This is a genomic window from Chryseobacterium gotjawalense, from assembly GCF_030012525.1.
Lineage (GTDB): Bacteria > Bacteroidota > Bacteroidia > Flavobacteriales > Weeksellaceae > Kaistella > Kaistella gotjawalense.
The window spans coordinates 2,811,637-2,827,765 of the sequence record NZ_CP124855.1 but is presented as its reverse complement, the minus strand read 5'-3'; the positions used below and the strand labels follow the sequence as shown (position 1 = coordinate 2,827,765).

General features: G+C 38.2%; 16 protein-coding genes. 7 read left to right on the top strand and 9 right to left on the bottom strand.

What is annotated here, in order from left to right:
- Positions 1–46: 46 nt before the first annotated feature.
- Positions 47–526: a cytidine deaminase gene (gene cdd / locus QGN23_RS12965; protein ID WP_282904680.1), complete on the bottom strand. Its 480-nt coding sequence runs from the start codon at positions 524–526 to the stop codon at positions 47–49.
- Between the two features lie 307 nt (positions 527–833).
- On the opposite strand from cdd, the gene QGN23_RS12960 reads away from it, so the two are divergent.
- Complete coding sequence (locus tag QGN23_RS12960; protein ID WP_282904679.1) at positions 834–1,391, top strand: YciE/YciF ferroxidase family protein; 558 nt, start codon at positions 834–836, stop codon at positions 1,389–1,391.
- A 150-nt stretch (positions 1,392–1,541) separates the two neighbouring features.
- Entirely contained in the window at positions 1,542–2,588 is a 1,047-nt protein-coding gene (namA, locus tag QGN23_RS12955; protein ID WP_282906403.1) for an NADPH dehydrogenase NamA, read from the top strand.
- Positions 2,589–2,693: 105 nt separating this feature from the next.
- Here the strand turns inward: namA and hemL are convergent, their stop codons facing one another.
- From hemL to QGN23_RS12935, 4 genes are all read right to left on the bottom strand, one after another.
- Positions 2,694–3,977, bottom strand: a complete 1,284-nt coding sequence (hemL, locus tag QGN23_RS12950; protein ID WP_282904678.1) for a glutamate-1-semialdehyde 2,1-aminomutase — start codon at positions 3,975–3,977, stop codon at positions 2,694–2,696.
- A gap of 132 nt (positions 3,978–4,109) precedes the next feature.
- Entirely contained in the window at positions 4,110–5,159 is a 1,050-nt protein-coding gene (locus QGN23_RS12945) for a glucosaminidase domain-containing protein (RefSeq protein WP_282904677.1), read from the bottom strand.
- A gap of 143 nt (positions 5,160–5,302) precedes the next feature.
- Positions 5,303–6,208 carry a 1-aminocyclopropane-1-carboxylate deaminase/D-cysteine desulfhydrase gene (locus QGN23_RS12940; RefSeq protein WP_282904676.1) on the bottom strand — a complete coding sequence of 302 codons (906 nt, stop codon included), beginning with the start codon at positions 6,206–6,208 and terminating at the stop codon, positions 5,303–5,305.
- 327 nt (positions 6,209–6,535) lie between these two features.
- On the bottom strand, positions 6,536–6,868 hold the full coding sequence (locus tag QGN23_RS12935) for a hypothetical protein (protein WP_282904675.1): 333 nt from the start codon (positions 6,866–6,868) through the stop codon (positions 6,536–6,538).
- A gap of 39 nt (positions 6,869–6,907) precedes the next feature.
- Here QGN23_RS12935 and QGN23_RS12930 point away from each other — a divergent pair, with 39 nt between their 5' ends.
- Together QGN23_RS12930 and QGN23_RS12925 are read left to right on the top strand one after the other, a co-directional pair.
- Complete coding sequence (locus tag QGN23_RS12930; protein ID WP_282904674.1) at positions 6,908–7,105, top strand: DUF5522 domain-containing protein; 198 nt, start codon at positions 6,908–6,910, stop codon at positions 7,103–7,105.
- Between the two features lie 74 nt (positions 7,106–7,179).
- The gene (locus tag QGN23_RS12925; RefSeq protein WP_282904673.1) at positions 7,180–7,713 is read left to right on the top strand and encodes a DUF4136 domain-containing protein; all 534 of its coding nucleotides are present in this window, start codon (positions 7,180–7,182) and stop codon (positions 7,711–7,713) included.
- Between the two features lie 223 nt (positions 7,714–7,936).
- Here QGN23_RS12925 and pafA read toward each other — a convergent pair whose 3' ends face one another.
- Entirely contained in the window at positions 7,937–9,580 is a 1,644-nt protein-coding gene (gene pafA / locus QGN23_RS12920) for an alkaline phosphatase PafA (protein WP_282904672.1), read from the bottom strand.
- A 267-nt stretch (positions 9,581–9,847) separates the two neighbouring features.
- Positions 9,848–10,774 carry a malate dehydrogenase gene (locus QGN23_RS12915; RefSeq protein WP_282904671.1) on the bottom strand — a complete coding sequence of 309 codons (927 nt, stop codon included), beginning with the start codon at positions 10,772–10,774 and terminating at the stop codon, positions 9,848–9,850.
- Positions 10,775–11,206: 432 nt separating this feature from the next.
- Between QGN23_RS12915 and epsC the strand changes: the two genes are divergently transcribed.
- Positions 11,207–12,022: a serine O-acetyltransferase EpsC gene (gene epsC / locus QGN23_RS12910; protein ID WP_282904670.1), complete on the top strand. Its 816-nt coding sequence runs from the start codon at positions 11,207–11,209 to the stop codon at positions 12,020–12,022.
- 62 nt (positions 12,023–12,084) lie between these two features.
- Positions 12,085–13,017: a cysteine synthase A gene (cysK, locus tag QGN23_RS12905; RefSeq protein WP_282904669.1), complete on the top strand. Its 933-nt coding sequence runs from the start codon at positions 12,085–12,087 to the stop codon at positions 13,015–13,017.
- 135 nt (positions 13,018–13,152) lie between these two features.
- Here cysK and QGN23_RS12900 read toward each other — a convergent pair whose 3' ends face one another.
- Positions 13,153–13,881, bottom strand: a complete 729-nt coding sequence (locus QGN23_RS12900; RefSeq protein ID WP_282904668.1) for a hypothetical protein — start codon at positions 13,879–13,881, stop codon at positions 13,153–13,155.
- A 39-nt stretch (positions 13,882–13,920) separates the two neighbouring features.
- Positions 13,921–14,934: a nucleoid-associated protein gene (locus QGN23_RS12895; protein WP_282904667.1), complete on the bottom strand. Its 1,014-nt coding sequence runs from the start codon at positions 14,932–14,934 to the stop codon at positions 13,921–13,923.
- Between the two features lie 375 nt (positions 14,935–15,309).
- Between QGN23_RS12895 and QGN23_RS12890 the strand changes: the two genes are divergently transcribed.
- Entirely contained in the window at positions 15,310–16,113 is an 804-nt protein-coding gene (locus QGN23_RS12890) for a universal stress protein (RefSeq protein WP_282904666.1), read from the top strand.
- Positions 16,114–16,129 lie beyond the last annotated feature (16 nt).

Genomic DNA, 16,129 nt, shown 5'->3' with positions numbered 1-16,129 from the left:
CCAAAACCCGGGTAAATTCAGCGATCGAAAATTTTATTTTTGAGTTTTAAAGGTAAGAAGCGTCGAAAGAAAACGGTAACAATTCCCGAATCGACTTGGTTTTGTAAATTTCGCCACCAAGTGAAGCAAAATAGATTTCTATTTCGTCCTTCTGTTTCGCTTCATATTCCAGAATCGACTGTCTGCAAGCGCCACACGGCGGAATTGGAATAGAAGAAGTTGCTTTTCTCGGTGCACCGATTACAAAGAGTTTTTTAATTTTCACTTCCGGAAAATTAGCTCCGGTATAAAAAATTGTTGTTCTTTCTGCGCACAGTCCCGAAGGATAAGCCGCATTTTCCTGGTTGCTTCCGGTTATAATTTCGCCGTTCTCCAGCAAAATGGCACAACCAACGGTGAAATCAGAATAGGGTGCGTACGCTAAATCGCGGATTTGCATTGCTTTATCAAAGAGCGTTTTCTCCATCGCATCGAGGTGGTCGTAACTTTCGATGGCTTCGAAATTAATTTTAAATTGTTTTTCCATTTATTAAAAATCGGAGAGTAAAGATAAGGCTTTTTTTTAGATTGCCTGTATTCTCTTTTAAAAGCAACAGCTGCTTAATGGGTTCTTTAAAAAAATATCATTTACCAATTATTACTTTGGGCATGAATCTCTTATGCGTTTTTGGGAATAAATTATGAATTTCATACATTAGGTCTGGATTTTGATTATAAATTCATTATTTTGAGCTAAAAAATAAGTGTACAGAAAAAACGTTATGTAATAAATATTCATTTTCAAGTACGCGATTTCTGATTTTCTGCATTGATCAACCCAATAAATAAGACTCATGCCAAATTTACACCACCCTCTTCAATCAGCGAAAAAAGATGAACTTGCCTATTCCAGATCTCTGTTGGAAACCTTTTTTACTCATTCTTTACAGGAAATGTATTTTGCAGAAACTGCGATAGCAGAAGAATTCGGTCTTATAAAGCATAAAATTGTCTCTTTAAAGTTAAGGGAAATTCTTAAAACCCATTATGAAATTCACCTGAAACATAAGATGCGGCTCGAAAAAGTTTTCCAACTGAGAAATGAACCTGTAAAAAGTAAGACTTCTCCAACCTTTAATGCTTTACTTTCTGAAGGAAAAAATCATCTTTCCATTTTTTCAGCTGATATCGTCAACTGGGAAATTGCGCTTATTCTTTTTTCGCAAAAACTTGCTCATTATAAAACTGCTTCTTATAGTGGTTTGGCTCATTTAGCCATCAATCTGAACTATTATAAAGCGGCCACTTTACTGGCAATCAGTGTCCAGGAGGAAGAAGAGTATATTTCCAACAACTTAGATGACATCATCAATACTTTTCTGGCGTCTCATGTGGAGGGCTTCAAAAATTAAAGCTGTTTTTTTTCGCCCTAATTTACACATTGAAATTTTTCTTTGTGATTGCTTTTTTGTGTTATCATAGGCATTATAAATAATGTAAACTACATTGTCCACTACCCTTTTCGTAAATTTGGAACTTTAATAAAAATAATAAGAAATATGATTTTATATTCTCCGCTAAAACTTAGAAATCTCGAACTCAAAAACCGTTGGGTGATGTCGCCGATGTGTATGTACTCCTGCGAAAACGGCGTTGCCAATGATTTTCATTTTGTACATTACGGTAGCCGCGCACAAGGCGGAACAGGTTTGCTCATTGTAGAAGCAACCGGCGTGGTTCCCGAAGGTCGGATCACGCACAAATGCATGGGACTTTGGAATGATGAGCAGGCGCAAAGCCTGAAAAAAATCGTGGATTTCGTGCACCAAAATTCTCAAAGTAAAATTGGAATCCAGTTAGGTCACGCCGGAAGAAAAGCTTCAACCTGGAATGGTCAACAACTTTCTCTGGAAGAAGGCTGGGAAACGGTTGCGCCTTCAAAAATCCCTTATGCTGAAGGGGAAAGAATCCCACATGAATTAACGGTTGAAGAAATCAAACAACTGGTTCAGGACTTTAAAGCGGCTGCCCAAAGATCAATCGATGCCGGTTTTGACTTGATTGAAATTCACGCTGCGCACGGTTATCTCATTCATGAGTTTTTATCTCCATTATCCAATGTAAGAACCGACGAATACGGTGGAAGTTTTGAAAACAGAATTCGTTTTTTGGTAGAAATCGTGGAATCTGTGAATGAAGTACTGGACGAAAACCATCCGTTACTGGTCAGGATTTCCGCCACTGAATATGCTGAAAATGGTTGGGATATTGAAGAAAGCGCACAGCTTGCCAAAATCCTGAAAGATAAAAATGTCGATTTAATGGATATCTCAAGCGGTGGAAATATTCACGGAGCAAAAATCACTTTGTTTGATGGTTATCAGGTTCCGCTTGCCGCAGAAATTAAAAACAAAGCAGGAATGAAAACGGGCGCGGTCGGTTTGATCAAAACAGCGGAACTAGCGGAAGAAATTCTACAGAAAAAGGAAGCAGATTTAATTCTTGTTGCCCGTGAAATTTTAAGAAATCCATATCTGGCAATTCAGGGAGCTTTTGAGGGCAAAGGAGATTGCGATTTTCCGCACCAATACGAAAGAGCGAGAATTTAATATTAAAATTGCCACGAATGCACGAATGAGTTATTATTCGTGAATTCGTGGCAAAAATTATCGCAAAAAAAATCCGCTTCAATAATATTTGAAGCGGATTTTTCTTTATGAATATTCAAAATTTCTGATGACTTCCAAAGTTCTGTCGATTTCCTTTTCCTTAATGGAATTAGAAATAAACCAGGTTTCATAACCACTTGGAGGTAAATAAATTCCTTTTTTTAAAAGCTGGTGGAAGAAATTATTGAACAAAGCATGATTGGCATTGGCTGCTTCTTCAAAATTCGAAACGGCATTCACGTGGAAAAAAACACTCATCATCGACCCTTTTCTATTGATCCGGTGCGGAATTGATTTATGGTTGAGAATTTTCCCGATTTCAAAGTCTAAAGTTTCTGTCGTTTTATTGATATTTTGGTAAAAATTTTCATCATTTTTAATAAGTTGCAAAGTGGTTAAACCCGCCCGCATCGCCAGAGGATTTCCGCTTAACGTTCCGGCTTGGTAAACCGCACCTTTTGGAGCCAGATGATCCATGATTTCATTTCTTCCTGCGAATGCACCTACGGGAAGTCCGCCACCGATCACTTTTCCGAAGGTCACTAAATCAGCTTTCACGCCGTATAATTCCTGCGCGCCGCCAAAAGCCAAACGGAATCCCGTCATTACTTCATCAAAAATGAGCAAGGCCCCGTTTTCGTCGCAGAGTTTTCTCAGATTCTGGAGGAAATTGTTTTCAGGCAGAACGCAGCCCATGTTTCCGGCAACAGGCTCTACAATAATTGCGGCAATTTCTCCCTGATGGTGTCGGAAAAGATCTTCCACCTGCTCAATATCATTATATCTTGCCAACAACGTATCTTTTGCCGTTCCGGCAGTGACTCCGGGAGAATTTGGGTTTCCGAAAGTGGCAGCACCGCTTCCGGCTTTAATTAAAAAAGAATCGGAATGCCCATGATAGCACCCTTCGAATTTGATGAATTTATCTCTTCCGGTAAAACCTCTGGCCAAACGGATCGCACTCATACACGCTTCCGTTCCAGAAGAAACCATTCTGATCTGATCAATATTAGGAACGTTTTCTACAATAAACTTTGCAATTTCAGTTTCGAGTTCTGTAGGAGTTCCATAAGAAAACCCCTTTTCTGCCTGCTTTTTAATGGCTTCTAAAACTTCGGGATGCGTATGTCCAAGAATCGCAGGACCCCAAGAATTAATGTAATCAATATATTGATTATCATCTTCATCGGTCATATATGCGCCTTTTGCAGATTTCATAAAAATGGGAACACCGCCCACGGATTTAAAAGCACGAACCGGGGAATTTACCCCGCCCGGAATATATTGGTAGGCTTCATCGAATAAAGCTGAACTTCTTTGGTATAACATTTTTTAAATATTAGATATGAGATATTAGATATGAGATATTAGATAATAGACGAATAGATAATAGACGAATAGATGACTGGCAGATCAAAGAATTCATTTTCGATTTCCATTTATCAAGTTTTCGGCCTTTGATTACTTTTTAGGTTTTTTGCTTTGAAGGTAAATTAACTGGCCGCTTGTTGGTTGCTGGCCGTAATCCATTCGGTTTTTGGAATAAAGCTTCTTGAGTTTGATTCCGAATTTCTGGGCGATGTCGTGCATCGATTCTCCAACCTGGGCTTTATAAGTCGCTACGTTTCCGGTGGAAGATTTGTGTTCCAGAAACAGAATGTCATTTCTTTTTAATTGAGTTCCGTCGAGCTCGTTCCATTTCATCAGCGTATTTTCTGTAATCTGGAATTTTTTAGAAATTGCGGCCAAATCAATATCTTCAGGAACAATTACGAATTTCTTACCGCCATTAGGATGACTTTTAATTAAAATTGACTGTAAGGTTTCTGCCTTTGAGACTATTTTCTCTACATTTTTCTGCTGTTTTGCATAAGAGGTCTGTTCGTACGGAACCTTTACGGTGACTGGTTTACCGGTAATTCCGCTCTGATCCAGCTGCGCCATAAAAATACGGTCATTCTTTAAATCAGGATACATTTTTAAAACAGCATACAGCACTTCTTTGGAATTGGTTTTATCGAATTCGTAGAGTCTATTTTTTTCAATTTTATCGATCAGAATATAGGCGTATCTTGGATTCGTCGCATAGCCGGCTTTTTTCAAACCATGTGCCCACGCTTTATAATCCATCATGTCGAGTTTGAAAAGATTCACGTAATACGGTCTGTACGCTAAAAACTTTGAATGATCTTCGTAAGAATCCCGCGGATCATCATAAACCCGGAAACATTCATTCGGCGCATCATCAGTATGTGTCATGGTTTTTCCGTTCCAATCTTCTTTACATTTGATGCCGAAATGATTATTTCCCTGTTGTGCGAGCCGGCTTTGTCCGCCACCGGTTTCCAGAAGTCCCTGTGCTAAAGTAATTGAAGCCGGAATTTTAAATTTTTCCATTTCTTCGACGGCGTAGGTCGCAAATTTCTGAATGTATTGCTCATCCGTCTTCCAACCTTGGGCGTTGAATTTTGCAAATAATATTAATGCAAGAGCAAAAAATATTTTCTTCATATATTATATTTAAGGACTTTTAAACTGATTGCGTGATGAACCATAAAGTCACAAAGTTTCGTTTTAATTTTCATTCAATAAGATCATCTTTATGAACTTATATTTTGAACATCTTCACATGCTTGTGGTTAAATCTATGTGGTTTAAAATCTAATCAGTTCACGGTTTTGTTTTTTCAGCAATTCATTAGCTCCAAATATCCCCTGCAAGCCACCGGTATGAAAAGCCAGAATCCTGCTCTCTTCCGGAAACTCCTTTTTTTCAATCATTTCGAAAAGCTTCTTCATCATCTTTCCGGTATAAACCGGGTCGAGCTGAATACCAAACTTTTGTTTAAAGTCATTGATAAAACGGATATTTTCGTCGGTTATTTTACCGTACTTTCCATCGTGCGCTTCAATCAGTTGAAAGTTATTTCTGGTAGAAAGTTCCGACACCTTATTATATAAGGACTGGTCATCTACTGCTTTGAAACCCAAAACCTGCTGTTTCTTTCCCGCATACTTCGAAATTCCGGCGATTGTTCCGCCTGTTCCGACTGCGGTGCAAAGATAATCAAAACTTTTTGTTTCCTCTGTGAGCATGTATTTTATGCCTTGCACAGCGCGTTCATTGGTTCCACCTTCCGGGATAATCAAAGCCTGGGGAAATTCTTTTTCTAAAATTTGGGTTAAAGTTTCTTTGTCTCTGTACATTTCGCGCGTCACAAACCGAAAATCCATACCGTTTTCCTGCGCGAGTTTCAAGGTTGGATTTTCCTGCCATTTATCCTGAAGTTCTTCCCCCCGGATAATTCCTACAGTTTTTAAATGACCTTCTTTTCCCAAAGCGGCAACTGCTGCAATGTGATTGGAAAAAGCGCCACCAAAAGTAATCAGGAAAGGATCTGCCGGGTTCTGCTCTAAATAGGAATTGATATTATAAAATAATTTCCAGTATTTATTCCCTGAAATCTGTGGATGAATGAGGTCTTCTCTTTTCAGAAAAAGCCGGATGTTTTTTTCTAAAGGGATTTCGACAATGGGAATTGAAATTGCAGGGATTTTCATGGCGCAAATTTCGGGGAAATAATTGAATGAGTATACTAATTAAAGAAAACTATGTATATAGTTAAAGATAAATCATGCAATATTACACCATAAATCCAATAAAATTAAGCCTAATAGCAACAGATTAATTTAAAAATCTATAAAACTAAACCTCCAGGCTTCTAAAATAAATTTCATTTCACACCCAATCTGCGCCCCGACCTGAGTGGAGCTCTTTTTGTGAGGAGGCACGACGAACAAAAAAGCGGGAACGGAGGGCGGAAACAGGCGCCCAAAAAAATATCATTTACCTATTTGATGAAGTCAAATGTGCGCCTAAGTAAATAATTACTCCAAAATATATTTCCAGAAACTCCAGCGTTTCCTGTTTTCCAAATAATTCAAATTGTTTTCCATAGCGTAGGCTTCGCGTTCGAAGGAAATGGATCGGTAGGCGAGATCGTGATTTTTCAGTTTGAAAAACCAATAATAATACTCGATCACGTACCAGAAATAAAAAAAAATAATTAAAAGTTCCAATTGCTGTCTCAGATGGATTTTTTCGTGATTGATGAGAATGGGATCGTGCTTATATTCCGGCTTTCTCAGAATGATGAACGGGAAAAGAGTAATCCCTGAAATTTTCGTATTTTTGAGAAGTCTTTGGCAAATCACAATCATGAAACAAAGATATTCATTTCGGGAAATCTGATTTAACTTATGCACCAGAAAATCATCAAAGAACATGAGGACTTTTATTATAACGAACAGGGTTATAAGGTTTTCACGGAAACATTCCACTTAAAACGAGGTTATTGCTGCAAAAGCGGTTGTAAACATTGTCCCTATGGTTATGATAAGAAAACGGATACGTTTAAAAAGATTGTTAAACCTGAGACAAAGAGATTTGGGACGTGACTAATGATATTTGGGCGACTGAGATATAAAACTAAACTTTTTTTTAAATTAAAATAAAACAAAAACATAACGTCATGAGCAAAAAACTTATCTTACTGCTGCTGGCTTCTGCCACACTGGGACTTGCTTCTTGCAGTCCTTTTCAGGTAAAATCTGATTATGCTGCAACTGCCAATTTCAATCTTTACAAAACGTATAAATTAAGAATCGACGATTTGAAACTAAACGATATTGATAAAGACCGGGTACTGAATGAAGTTTCGAAACAATTGCAAACCAAAGGGTTGAGTGTTTCAGAAACTCCGGACTTGATTGTGAATGTAAAAGCCAACCATAAAAAAATTCAGGACATTCAGTCTTCAAGCCCTTACGGAATCTATGGCTGGGGCGGACCTTTCGGTTGGGGAATGGGAATGAACAGAACCTGGACACAGAATTACACGCAAGGTGCTTTGATTGTGGATTTAATTGATGCAAGAACCCAAAAACTGGTTTGGCAGGGAATAGGAAGTGGGATTTCGGTAGATTCACCAAAAGCGAAACAAAAACAGATTCCGGAAATTGTTGCTGAGATCATGGCAAATTATCCGCCGAACAGAAATAAATAATTTTATTTAAACATAGAGAAGACTGGTTACAAAATCAGTCTTTTTTTTAAACCACAAAGAGCCATGTTTTTGTAGTGTGTTTTTTTTAATACATGACAAAAAATTTCTACCGCAAAAGAGACAAAAGAAAAGAGGACATTTTCAGTTCAAAAGTATTTTTTCAGACCAAAAAAAACCGCCCAAAAGCGGTTTTATATTGATACTGAATTTAAGAATTTAAAACTTATTTCCCAATCGCTTCTACAATCGGGTTTCCGATATTTCCACTTGGGAACTGGATTCTTAATAATGCAGACAAAGTGGGTGCGATATCGGTCATATTGTAATCTTTATTGCTCTCGCCGCTTTTAATTCCCCAACCCATAAAAATTAAAGGAATATGGGAATCATAAGAATTCCACGAGCCGTGCGTAGTGCCCAGTTTCGAATAACTTGGCAACCAGGAATCGTGGTAAATCACCTGAATATCGCCACTTCTCTGCCAGTTGTAGCCATTCACAATCCGCGTTCTAATCGGTTCCGGAACAGAGGACGAACCTGCTTTTTTCATATCAACTGCGAATAAGACCGATTTGTCTCTATTCAGAATATCGATTAGATATTGCTTCACCTGTTCTGCATCCAGTTTATGATCCGCCATTAATTGGTCATCCAGATACACCTGATTGTTGGTTATTTTAGTAATTAATTTATCGACGTTAAATTTATCTTTTAACTGTTTATTAAATTCCTTATTGTCCTCTCCATAAAAACCGGTCGGCATTTTATGTTCTTCCATAAAACCTTCGGAATGCGCGCCGCCATGATCTGCAGAAAGGAAAACGGTATATTGATCCTTGCCAACTGTTTGATCCAAATATTTAAGGAAATCTGCCAAATCCCGGTCTAATCTCAGATAAACATCTTCAACTTCAATAGAATTCGGGCCGAATTTGTGTCCCGCATAATCGGTAGAAGCCAGGTTGACGGCGAGGAAATCGGTAATGGCATCAGCGCCCAGTTGCTCTCCTTTGATGGCAGCTTCTGCTAATTTAAATGTTAAAGTATTTCCGAAAGGCGTAGAACGGATGTTGTCTTTTTTATTTTGATAATCTGCCGCTAAATTACTGTAAGGAAAAGTCGATGTTTTGGCACTTCCCAAAAGCCCTTCCCAGGGAGAATTATCCGGTGAGCTCTCAGTATATTCGGCAATAGGAAGCAAAGTGTTCCAGCCGTTTTTTACCAGTTGATCTCCCATTTTCTGACTGTTAAAATCATTGACCCATTTTGGTAATTCGTTCCTGTAATAAGAACTTGTTACAAAATTTCCGGTGGTATCATCGAACCAATAAGCTCCCGTAGGATTATGGCCGGCAGGAAGAATCGACGCGCGATCCTTTAAAGAAACGCCTACCACTTTCGCTTTAAAATTGGTAGCCAACAGAAGTTCGTCTGTAATAGTCGTTGACCACAAATTTTTTGGTGAATGACTGCCGACTTTAGCATCGGTGGTACCAACCGGCTTTACCGAGTCATCTCCGGTACAGTAAACATTCTTGCCGGTCGTTTTATCAAACCAGTCATTGCCTGAAATCCCGTGAATTGCAGGAACAGAACCGGTATAAATCGTAGTGTGACCAATTGCCGTATAGGTCGGAATATAATTAATGTGGACATTATTGAGGGAATAACCCTGACTCAACAATCTTTTGAAACCGTCATTCCCATATTTTTCATAATAGCGGTAGAGAAAATCCCAACGCATCTGATCGACGACTAATCCAACCACAAGTTTGGGTCTTTCGAGTTGTGTTGATCTATTTTTCTGTGCATTCAACGAAAAAGTGGAAAGCGCAAGAATCCCAATAATCTGAATTTTTCTGAACATTTAATAAATTTTTAGCTTTGGTAAAGGTAATGTTTCTTATCAGATTTTAAAAACGTTTCATCATCTGAAAGGTTTTGGGGTTTAGGTTTACAAGCAGATCTGGAATATTTACAAAAACTGCGGGCGGCATGTTCTCGGTGTTTATCTTTTTTGAGCTTTTTCAGAAGTCGTATTTTCAATTTAATAATGAAGAATCATTGCTGTTTTAAACCAATAAAAAAACGCACCTTTTTCAAGATGCGCTTTCAATATATTTTCAGAAATTTCTTAGAATTTTAAATCTCCATTCACTTCTCTTACTGCTTTTGCTGCCGTAGCGAATTTTTCTTTTTCAGCATCAGTTAAACTGATTTCCACGATTTTTTCAACACCGTTGGCACCGATAATTGCAGGAACACCTAAACAGATATCGCTTTCACCATATTCACCATCTAACATTAATGAACACGGAATCATTTTTTTGTGGTCGCAAAGAATTGCCTGTACCATTACAGAAACCGCTGCCCCTGGTGCGTACCAAGCGGAAGTTCCTAATAATTTCGTTAATGTTGCTCCACCAACTTTGGTTTCTTCTTCAACATAATTTTGTTGTTCTGCACTTAAGAATTCAGTAACCGGAACGCCGTTTCTGGTTGCTTTGCTCATCAAAGGAAGCATTCCCGTATCACTGTGAGCAGCGATTACCATTCCATCCACATCAGAAATTGGGCATTCCAAAGCTTCTGCCAATCTGTATTTGAAACGTGCAGAATCGAGTGCTCCACCCATTCCGATGATTTGATTTTTTGGTAAACCAGAAGTTTTGTGAACCAAATAGGCCATCGTATCCATTGGATTAGAAACCACGATGATGATTACGTTTGGTGAATGCTTTACCAAGTTTGCAGTCACTTCTTTCACGATTCCTGCGTTGATCCCGATCAGTTCCTCACGGGTCATTCCTGGTTTTCTTGGGATTCCTGAAGTAATTACGGCCACTTTTGACCCAGCGGTTTTGCTGTAATCTCCGGTTGTTCCTGTAATTTTGGTATCGAATCCATTCAGAGAAGCGGTTTGCATTAAATCCATGGCTTTTCCTTCTGCGAAACCTTCTTTAATATCTACTAAAACAACTTCTGCCGCGAAATTTTTCATCGCAATGTATTCTGCGCAACTTGCGCCAACTGCTCCTGCTCCAACTACGGTAACTTTCATATCTATTTATTTATTGATTTTTAATGATGGTATGGAAACTTGCGTTTTCATATTTATTAATTTATTATTTATGATAAGAAAACTTGCGTTTTCATCGGTCAATTTCTGTTTCTACCGCATAAGTACCAAAAGAAAATACTGAAAATAAGCAATTCAAAAGTCTGCAAAATGAGAAAGCTCTTTTCATACTGCTTGAGATACTTTTGAAAATCTTAAAAGAAATAAAACTTTTGTAATTTTTGTGGCTATTATTTTCCTATTCTAAACATTTCCTTGAGAATTCAAATTTACGAAATGTTAAAGTTTTGACCAATTTTTGAAGTTATTAAAGTTCCTTTTTGAGCCCGATGATGATCTTTATTTTATTTATTACCGTAGATCAACCTGTTTGGCAAAGCTTATGCTGTAAGTTTGTTCAAATATAAATACCGAATGGATTTTTCTAAACGCTTACATGAGGGTTATGCCCACCGAAAATATGACCTTGATAAAAAGAAGATCGAACATTTCATCGACAGCTTTTTCCGCTTTATATTTTTTCTGGAATATCAGCGGTGTTCGGAACTTAGTGACATCCAAATGCGTTTGAATCATTTTAAAAATGAGTTTAAAGAAATCCTCTATTCGGTTACGGATGATAAAGAAAGTCCCGAAACAGAACTTTTCTTTGAAAGTTTCCCCAAAATCTACGAATCTCTCGAAAAAGATGCCCAGGCAATTTTTGATAACGACCCTGCCGCAAAAAGCATCGAAGAGGTCATGTTTTCTTATCCGGGCTTTTTCGCCATCGCAGTATATCGCTTCGCCCACGAACTCTACAAAAGCAATGTTCCGTTAATCCCAAGAATATGGACCGAATTTGCCCACAGTAAAACCGGAATCGACATCAATCCGGGAGCAGAAATTGGTAATAATTTCGTTATCGATCACGGTACAGGAATCGTCATCGGTGAAACAACAATTATTGGAAATCATGTGAAAATCTATCAGGGCGTTACTTTGGGCGCACATTCGGTGACTAAAAATTTACAGAATACCAAGCGGCACCCGACGATTGAAGATCATGTGGTCATTTATGCCAACGCCACCATTCTCGGTGGCGATACGGTCATCGGAGAAAATGCGCTGATTGGCGGAAACGTCTGGATTACAGAAAGCATTGCCCCGAATTCGGTGGTTTTCCATAAAGGACAGGTCACGGTAAAAAATAAATTCCCGGGGAATGAACCGATCATTTTCAGTATCTGAATACCATCATTTTACGATTAATAACAATTACGAACACAAATACTAACCAAAAAAAATCAGTTATGAAATTGAATACCATATTAGAAGCCATCGGAAATACACCGATCGTGAAAATCAATAAAATTTTCCCCTCCAACGTAGAGGTTTGGATGAAATTAGAAAGACAAAATCCCGGCGGAAGTTTAAAAGACCGGATCGCTTTGGCAATGATTGAAAGAGCGGAGCAAGAAGGAAAAATCAATAAGGACACTTTAATTATTGAACCCACTTCAGGAAATACCGGTGTTGGTTTAGCCATGGTCTGCGCGGTAAAAGGCTACAAACTCGTTTTGGTGATGCCTGAAAGCATGAGCGTTGAACGCAGAAAACTGATGAGTTCATACGGCGCTCAATTTGTTCTCACGCCGAAAGAAAAAGGAACTTCAGGCGCCATTGCCAAAGCGACGGAAATGGCCAATGAAATAGAAAACTCCTGGATTCCGCAGCAGTTTGAGAACCCCGCCAATCCGGAAATTCATGTAAAAACAACAGCTCAGGAAATCCTGAATGATTTCCCAGAAGGCTTTGATTACCTCATCACCGGAGTTGGAACGGGCGGTCACATTACCGGTGTCACTGAAGTTTTGAAACAGAATTTTCCCAATTTAAAAAGCTTCGCGGTTGAACCGAAAGACTCAGCCGTGATTTCAGGAGGAGCTCCCGGATCGCATCCTTTGCAGGGAATTGGCGCTGGCTTTGTTCCAAAAGTTTTGAATACCGCAATATTAGATGGAACAATTCAGGTAGAAAAAGACGAAGCTTTTGCCTTTACAAAAAGACTGGCCGGCGAAGAAGGAATTTTAGGTGGAATTTCTACAGGCGCTTCGCTCGCAGCGATTAATAAAAAACTGGCAGAAATTCCGGAAGGCTCCAGGATTTTAACCTTTAATTACGATACTGGCGAAAGATATTGGTCTGTGGAAGGTCTTTTTGAGGAGAACCTTTACAAGGCGTAATGTGGTGACACTGGAAGTTTAACAAGAAGTTTTTTAACCACAACAGTCACAAAAGTTTTGACTCATAAAGTTTAAAGAATTTCTCTTGAAGAGAAAAAAGACTTAACGTAAAATCCTGCACAACGCAGGATTTTTTTATTTGAATAATTTCTGACACTTGGGACAAACATACGTTTTCATATTTCCCACTTCTTCAATTAAAATTGGAGTTTTATCTTTCGGGCAGATTTTCTTTTCAAAAATTAAGGCATTTTTTTCTACGCTGTCTGTTTTTAATAAGGTCAGGATTTCTTCGGCGTAATCCACGACCATTTTCAGGAGAAATATTATTTTTTTCTCCGGAATAGCTTTGATCAAACTATCAGGATGAATTTTGGCGTGGTATAAAGTTTCAGTTCTGATGACCGGTCCGACACCTGCAAGAATATTTTGATTTAATAAAGCCTCGCCAATGCTTTCTTCGGTGTGGTTGGCTTGTAATTCATTTAAAACAAATTCAGCATCAAATTCCGGTTTTGATATATCTGTTTTAAAATTAAAATAATCGGTTGGTTTTCCCTGATAAACTGTAGGCTCGGAATTATAAAAATTGATTTCATTTTCCTCAAAATGGAATGAAAAACCAGCGTTGATTTTCTTTCGTTTGTTCACCAAAACGTTACCAACTGAATTAACTTCAATCGCCACGAAGAAACCTTTAAAAATAAAAAGGAAATTCTTACCGAAAGTTTGAATATCGATCAGATTTACATTTTCAAACAAAGAGTGATCGATTGCGGCGTCACCCGAAACTTCAGCAATGGTTTTTCCTTTATAGCGCTGGAGTTTATTTTTCAGAAAAAGTAGGAATGGTCCTTCCGGCATTTTTTAATTTTTAAAATTTGAATAAAACAGTCGAACGGATTATTGTTCTTTCTCGAAATACAGTCGGTAATATTTTCCGTTTTCATCCTGGCCCTGTTCAATCATTTTACGGTCACCGTGGACATAAATACTGAAGTTTTTGTCGAGCTTGATAATGCTTTTGAAACCGCGACTCTGTTTTTTCACCGCAGATTCGTTGATGGCAAAATCTTCTGAAATAGACACCTGCATTTCCTGTTCGTAATCGGATTTAAAGTTTCCGAAACTTTCGATCACGTTCTCATCCCGCAAAACTTCTTTGGTAAATTCCTCGTAGTCGAACTGTTCTTTCTCTTTGAAGAACTCAATTGATTTATTAAGGAATTCCGCTTGATCAGCTTTTGTAGTTTCAAATTCCTGAGGCAATTGTTTGGTGATGAATTCTTTGTATACGGACAATGTTTCCTGAGTATGGAAATATTCGTCGTCGCGTTGTTTTACCTTCAGAAAATCCTCGAACCAGTAATACATATCGCCGTTCTTATTATTGTCTACAACAGAAACTGCATAACCGGATTCTTTGAAATTGTTGTAAATGATGCAGCCTTTATCCAGTTTTGTAAGTCCGATTCCGTAATCTTTTTCGATTTCAAACGTTTCGCCTTGGGGGAAAATTTTCAGGAAAGGGTTTTTATTTTCTGTTTTAAAAATTCCGATAGAATCTATTTTTACGCCATCGGTTTCTTCACCTTCGAAATAACATATAAAAAGCTCACCTGGCTGTACACGCGGATTATCGGTAATATCATAGAGATGTTCGGCTATATTTTCAGACTCATACCTGAACTTGGTCAGGTCTTCGAAAATTTCTGAAACCGAACTGAACACAGGATTATTGACCAAATAGGTATCACTGTAAAACTGAAACTGTTCTTCTGATTTAAAGGCTTTGAGGAAAAAATCTTCGAGTAATTCCGTCATCCCTTCTTCAGGTTGATATTCCTCCTGTGAAAGAACCAGCGATTCCTGATTGATTTTGTTCCCGACTTTATGGATGATTATTTTGGTGATCATTGTTTAGACAAATTAAGACTGCAAAGATATTTTTAAAAGATTGAAGCAGGAAATTTTTAAAGGAAAATAAAGCCGTTAAAAGTTAAGTTTTTATAAACCCATTAAACTTTCAAAAAATACAGAAGCGTAGAATTATTGTTGATATCAAAAACCGCAAATTTTTTAGTAAATAATACAGATCGCCTGCATTGAGCTATTTTTTTTACTACCGATGACAGTAATGACAACTGTCATTCTATATCATGACCAACATCATTGCCTCAAACTGATTTCTCTGCTACTTTTACATCAATCAGAACAACAAAGACGAGTAGTATTCCCTATCCAAAACAATATAATATGAAAAAATTTCTAGCAGTTTTTGATGGATTTAACATGTCAAAAAGCACATTGGATTATGCCATACAGTTTACAAAAATTGCAGATGCCCATCTGGTGGGTGTATTTCTCGATGAATTTATTTACCGAAGCTATAATCTGGTAAAAGTGATAAAGACGTACGAGAATTACGAAGAAAAAATGAAAGAACTGGACGAAAAAGATCAAAAGAAAAGAGATGGGGCTGCCCAGAAATTTCAGAAAGCATGTAACAAAGCCGGTATCCATTTTTCCATCCACCGAGATAAGGGTTTTGCCATTAACGACCTGAAACAGGAAAGCATGTTTGCCGATCTGGTGGTCATCAATGAGTTTGAAGCATTCACCAGAAACAAACAGGAATCGCCGACAGGGTTTATCAAAGATCTGCTTCGCGATGTGCAGTGTCCGGTACTGGTTGTGCCCAATAATTTTAGACCCGTTGACAAAATAGTCCTACTGTATGATGGGGGATCTTCCTCTTTATATGCGGTAAAAATGTTCAGCTACCTTTTTGACAGTTTTACGGAGGTACCGGTGGAGGTGGTGACTATAAAAGAGGATGCAATGGCTACATCAAGGTTGCCTGATAATAAACTGATGAGAGAGTTTATCAAAAGACATTTCCCGAAAGCCAGTTTTACTGTTATTAAAGGCACTGTTAAAGAGCAGATTACCGGCCACTTACGCCATCATAAGGAAAATGAACTGGTCGTGCTCGGTGCCTACCGGCGCAGTGAATTTAGCCGCTGGCTGAAGACCAGCCTGGCAGATATACTGATGACAGAGCTGGATACGCCGTTGTTTATCGCACATCTTTAGCAACATCTTCGAGCAC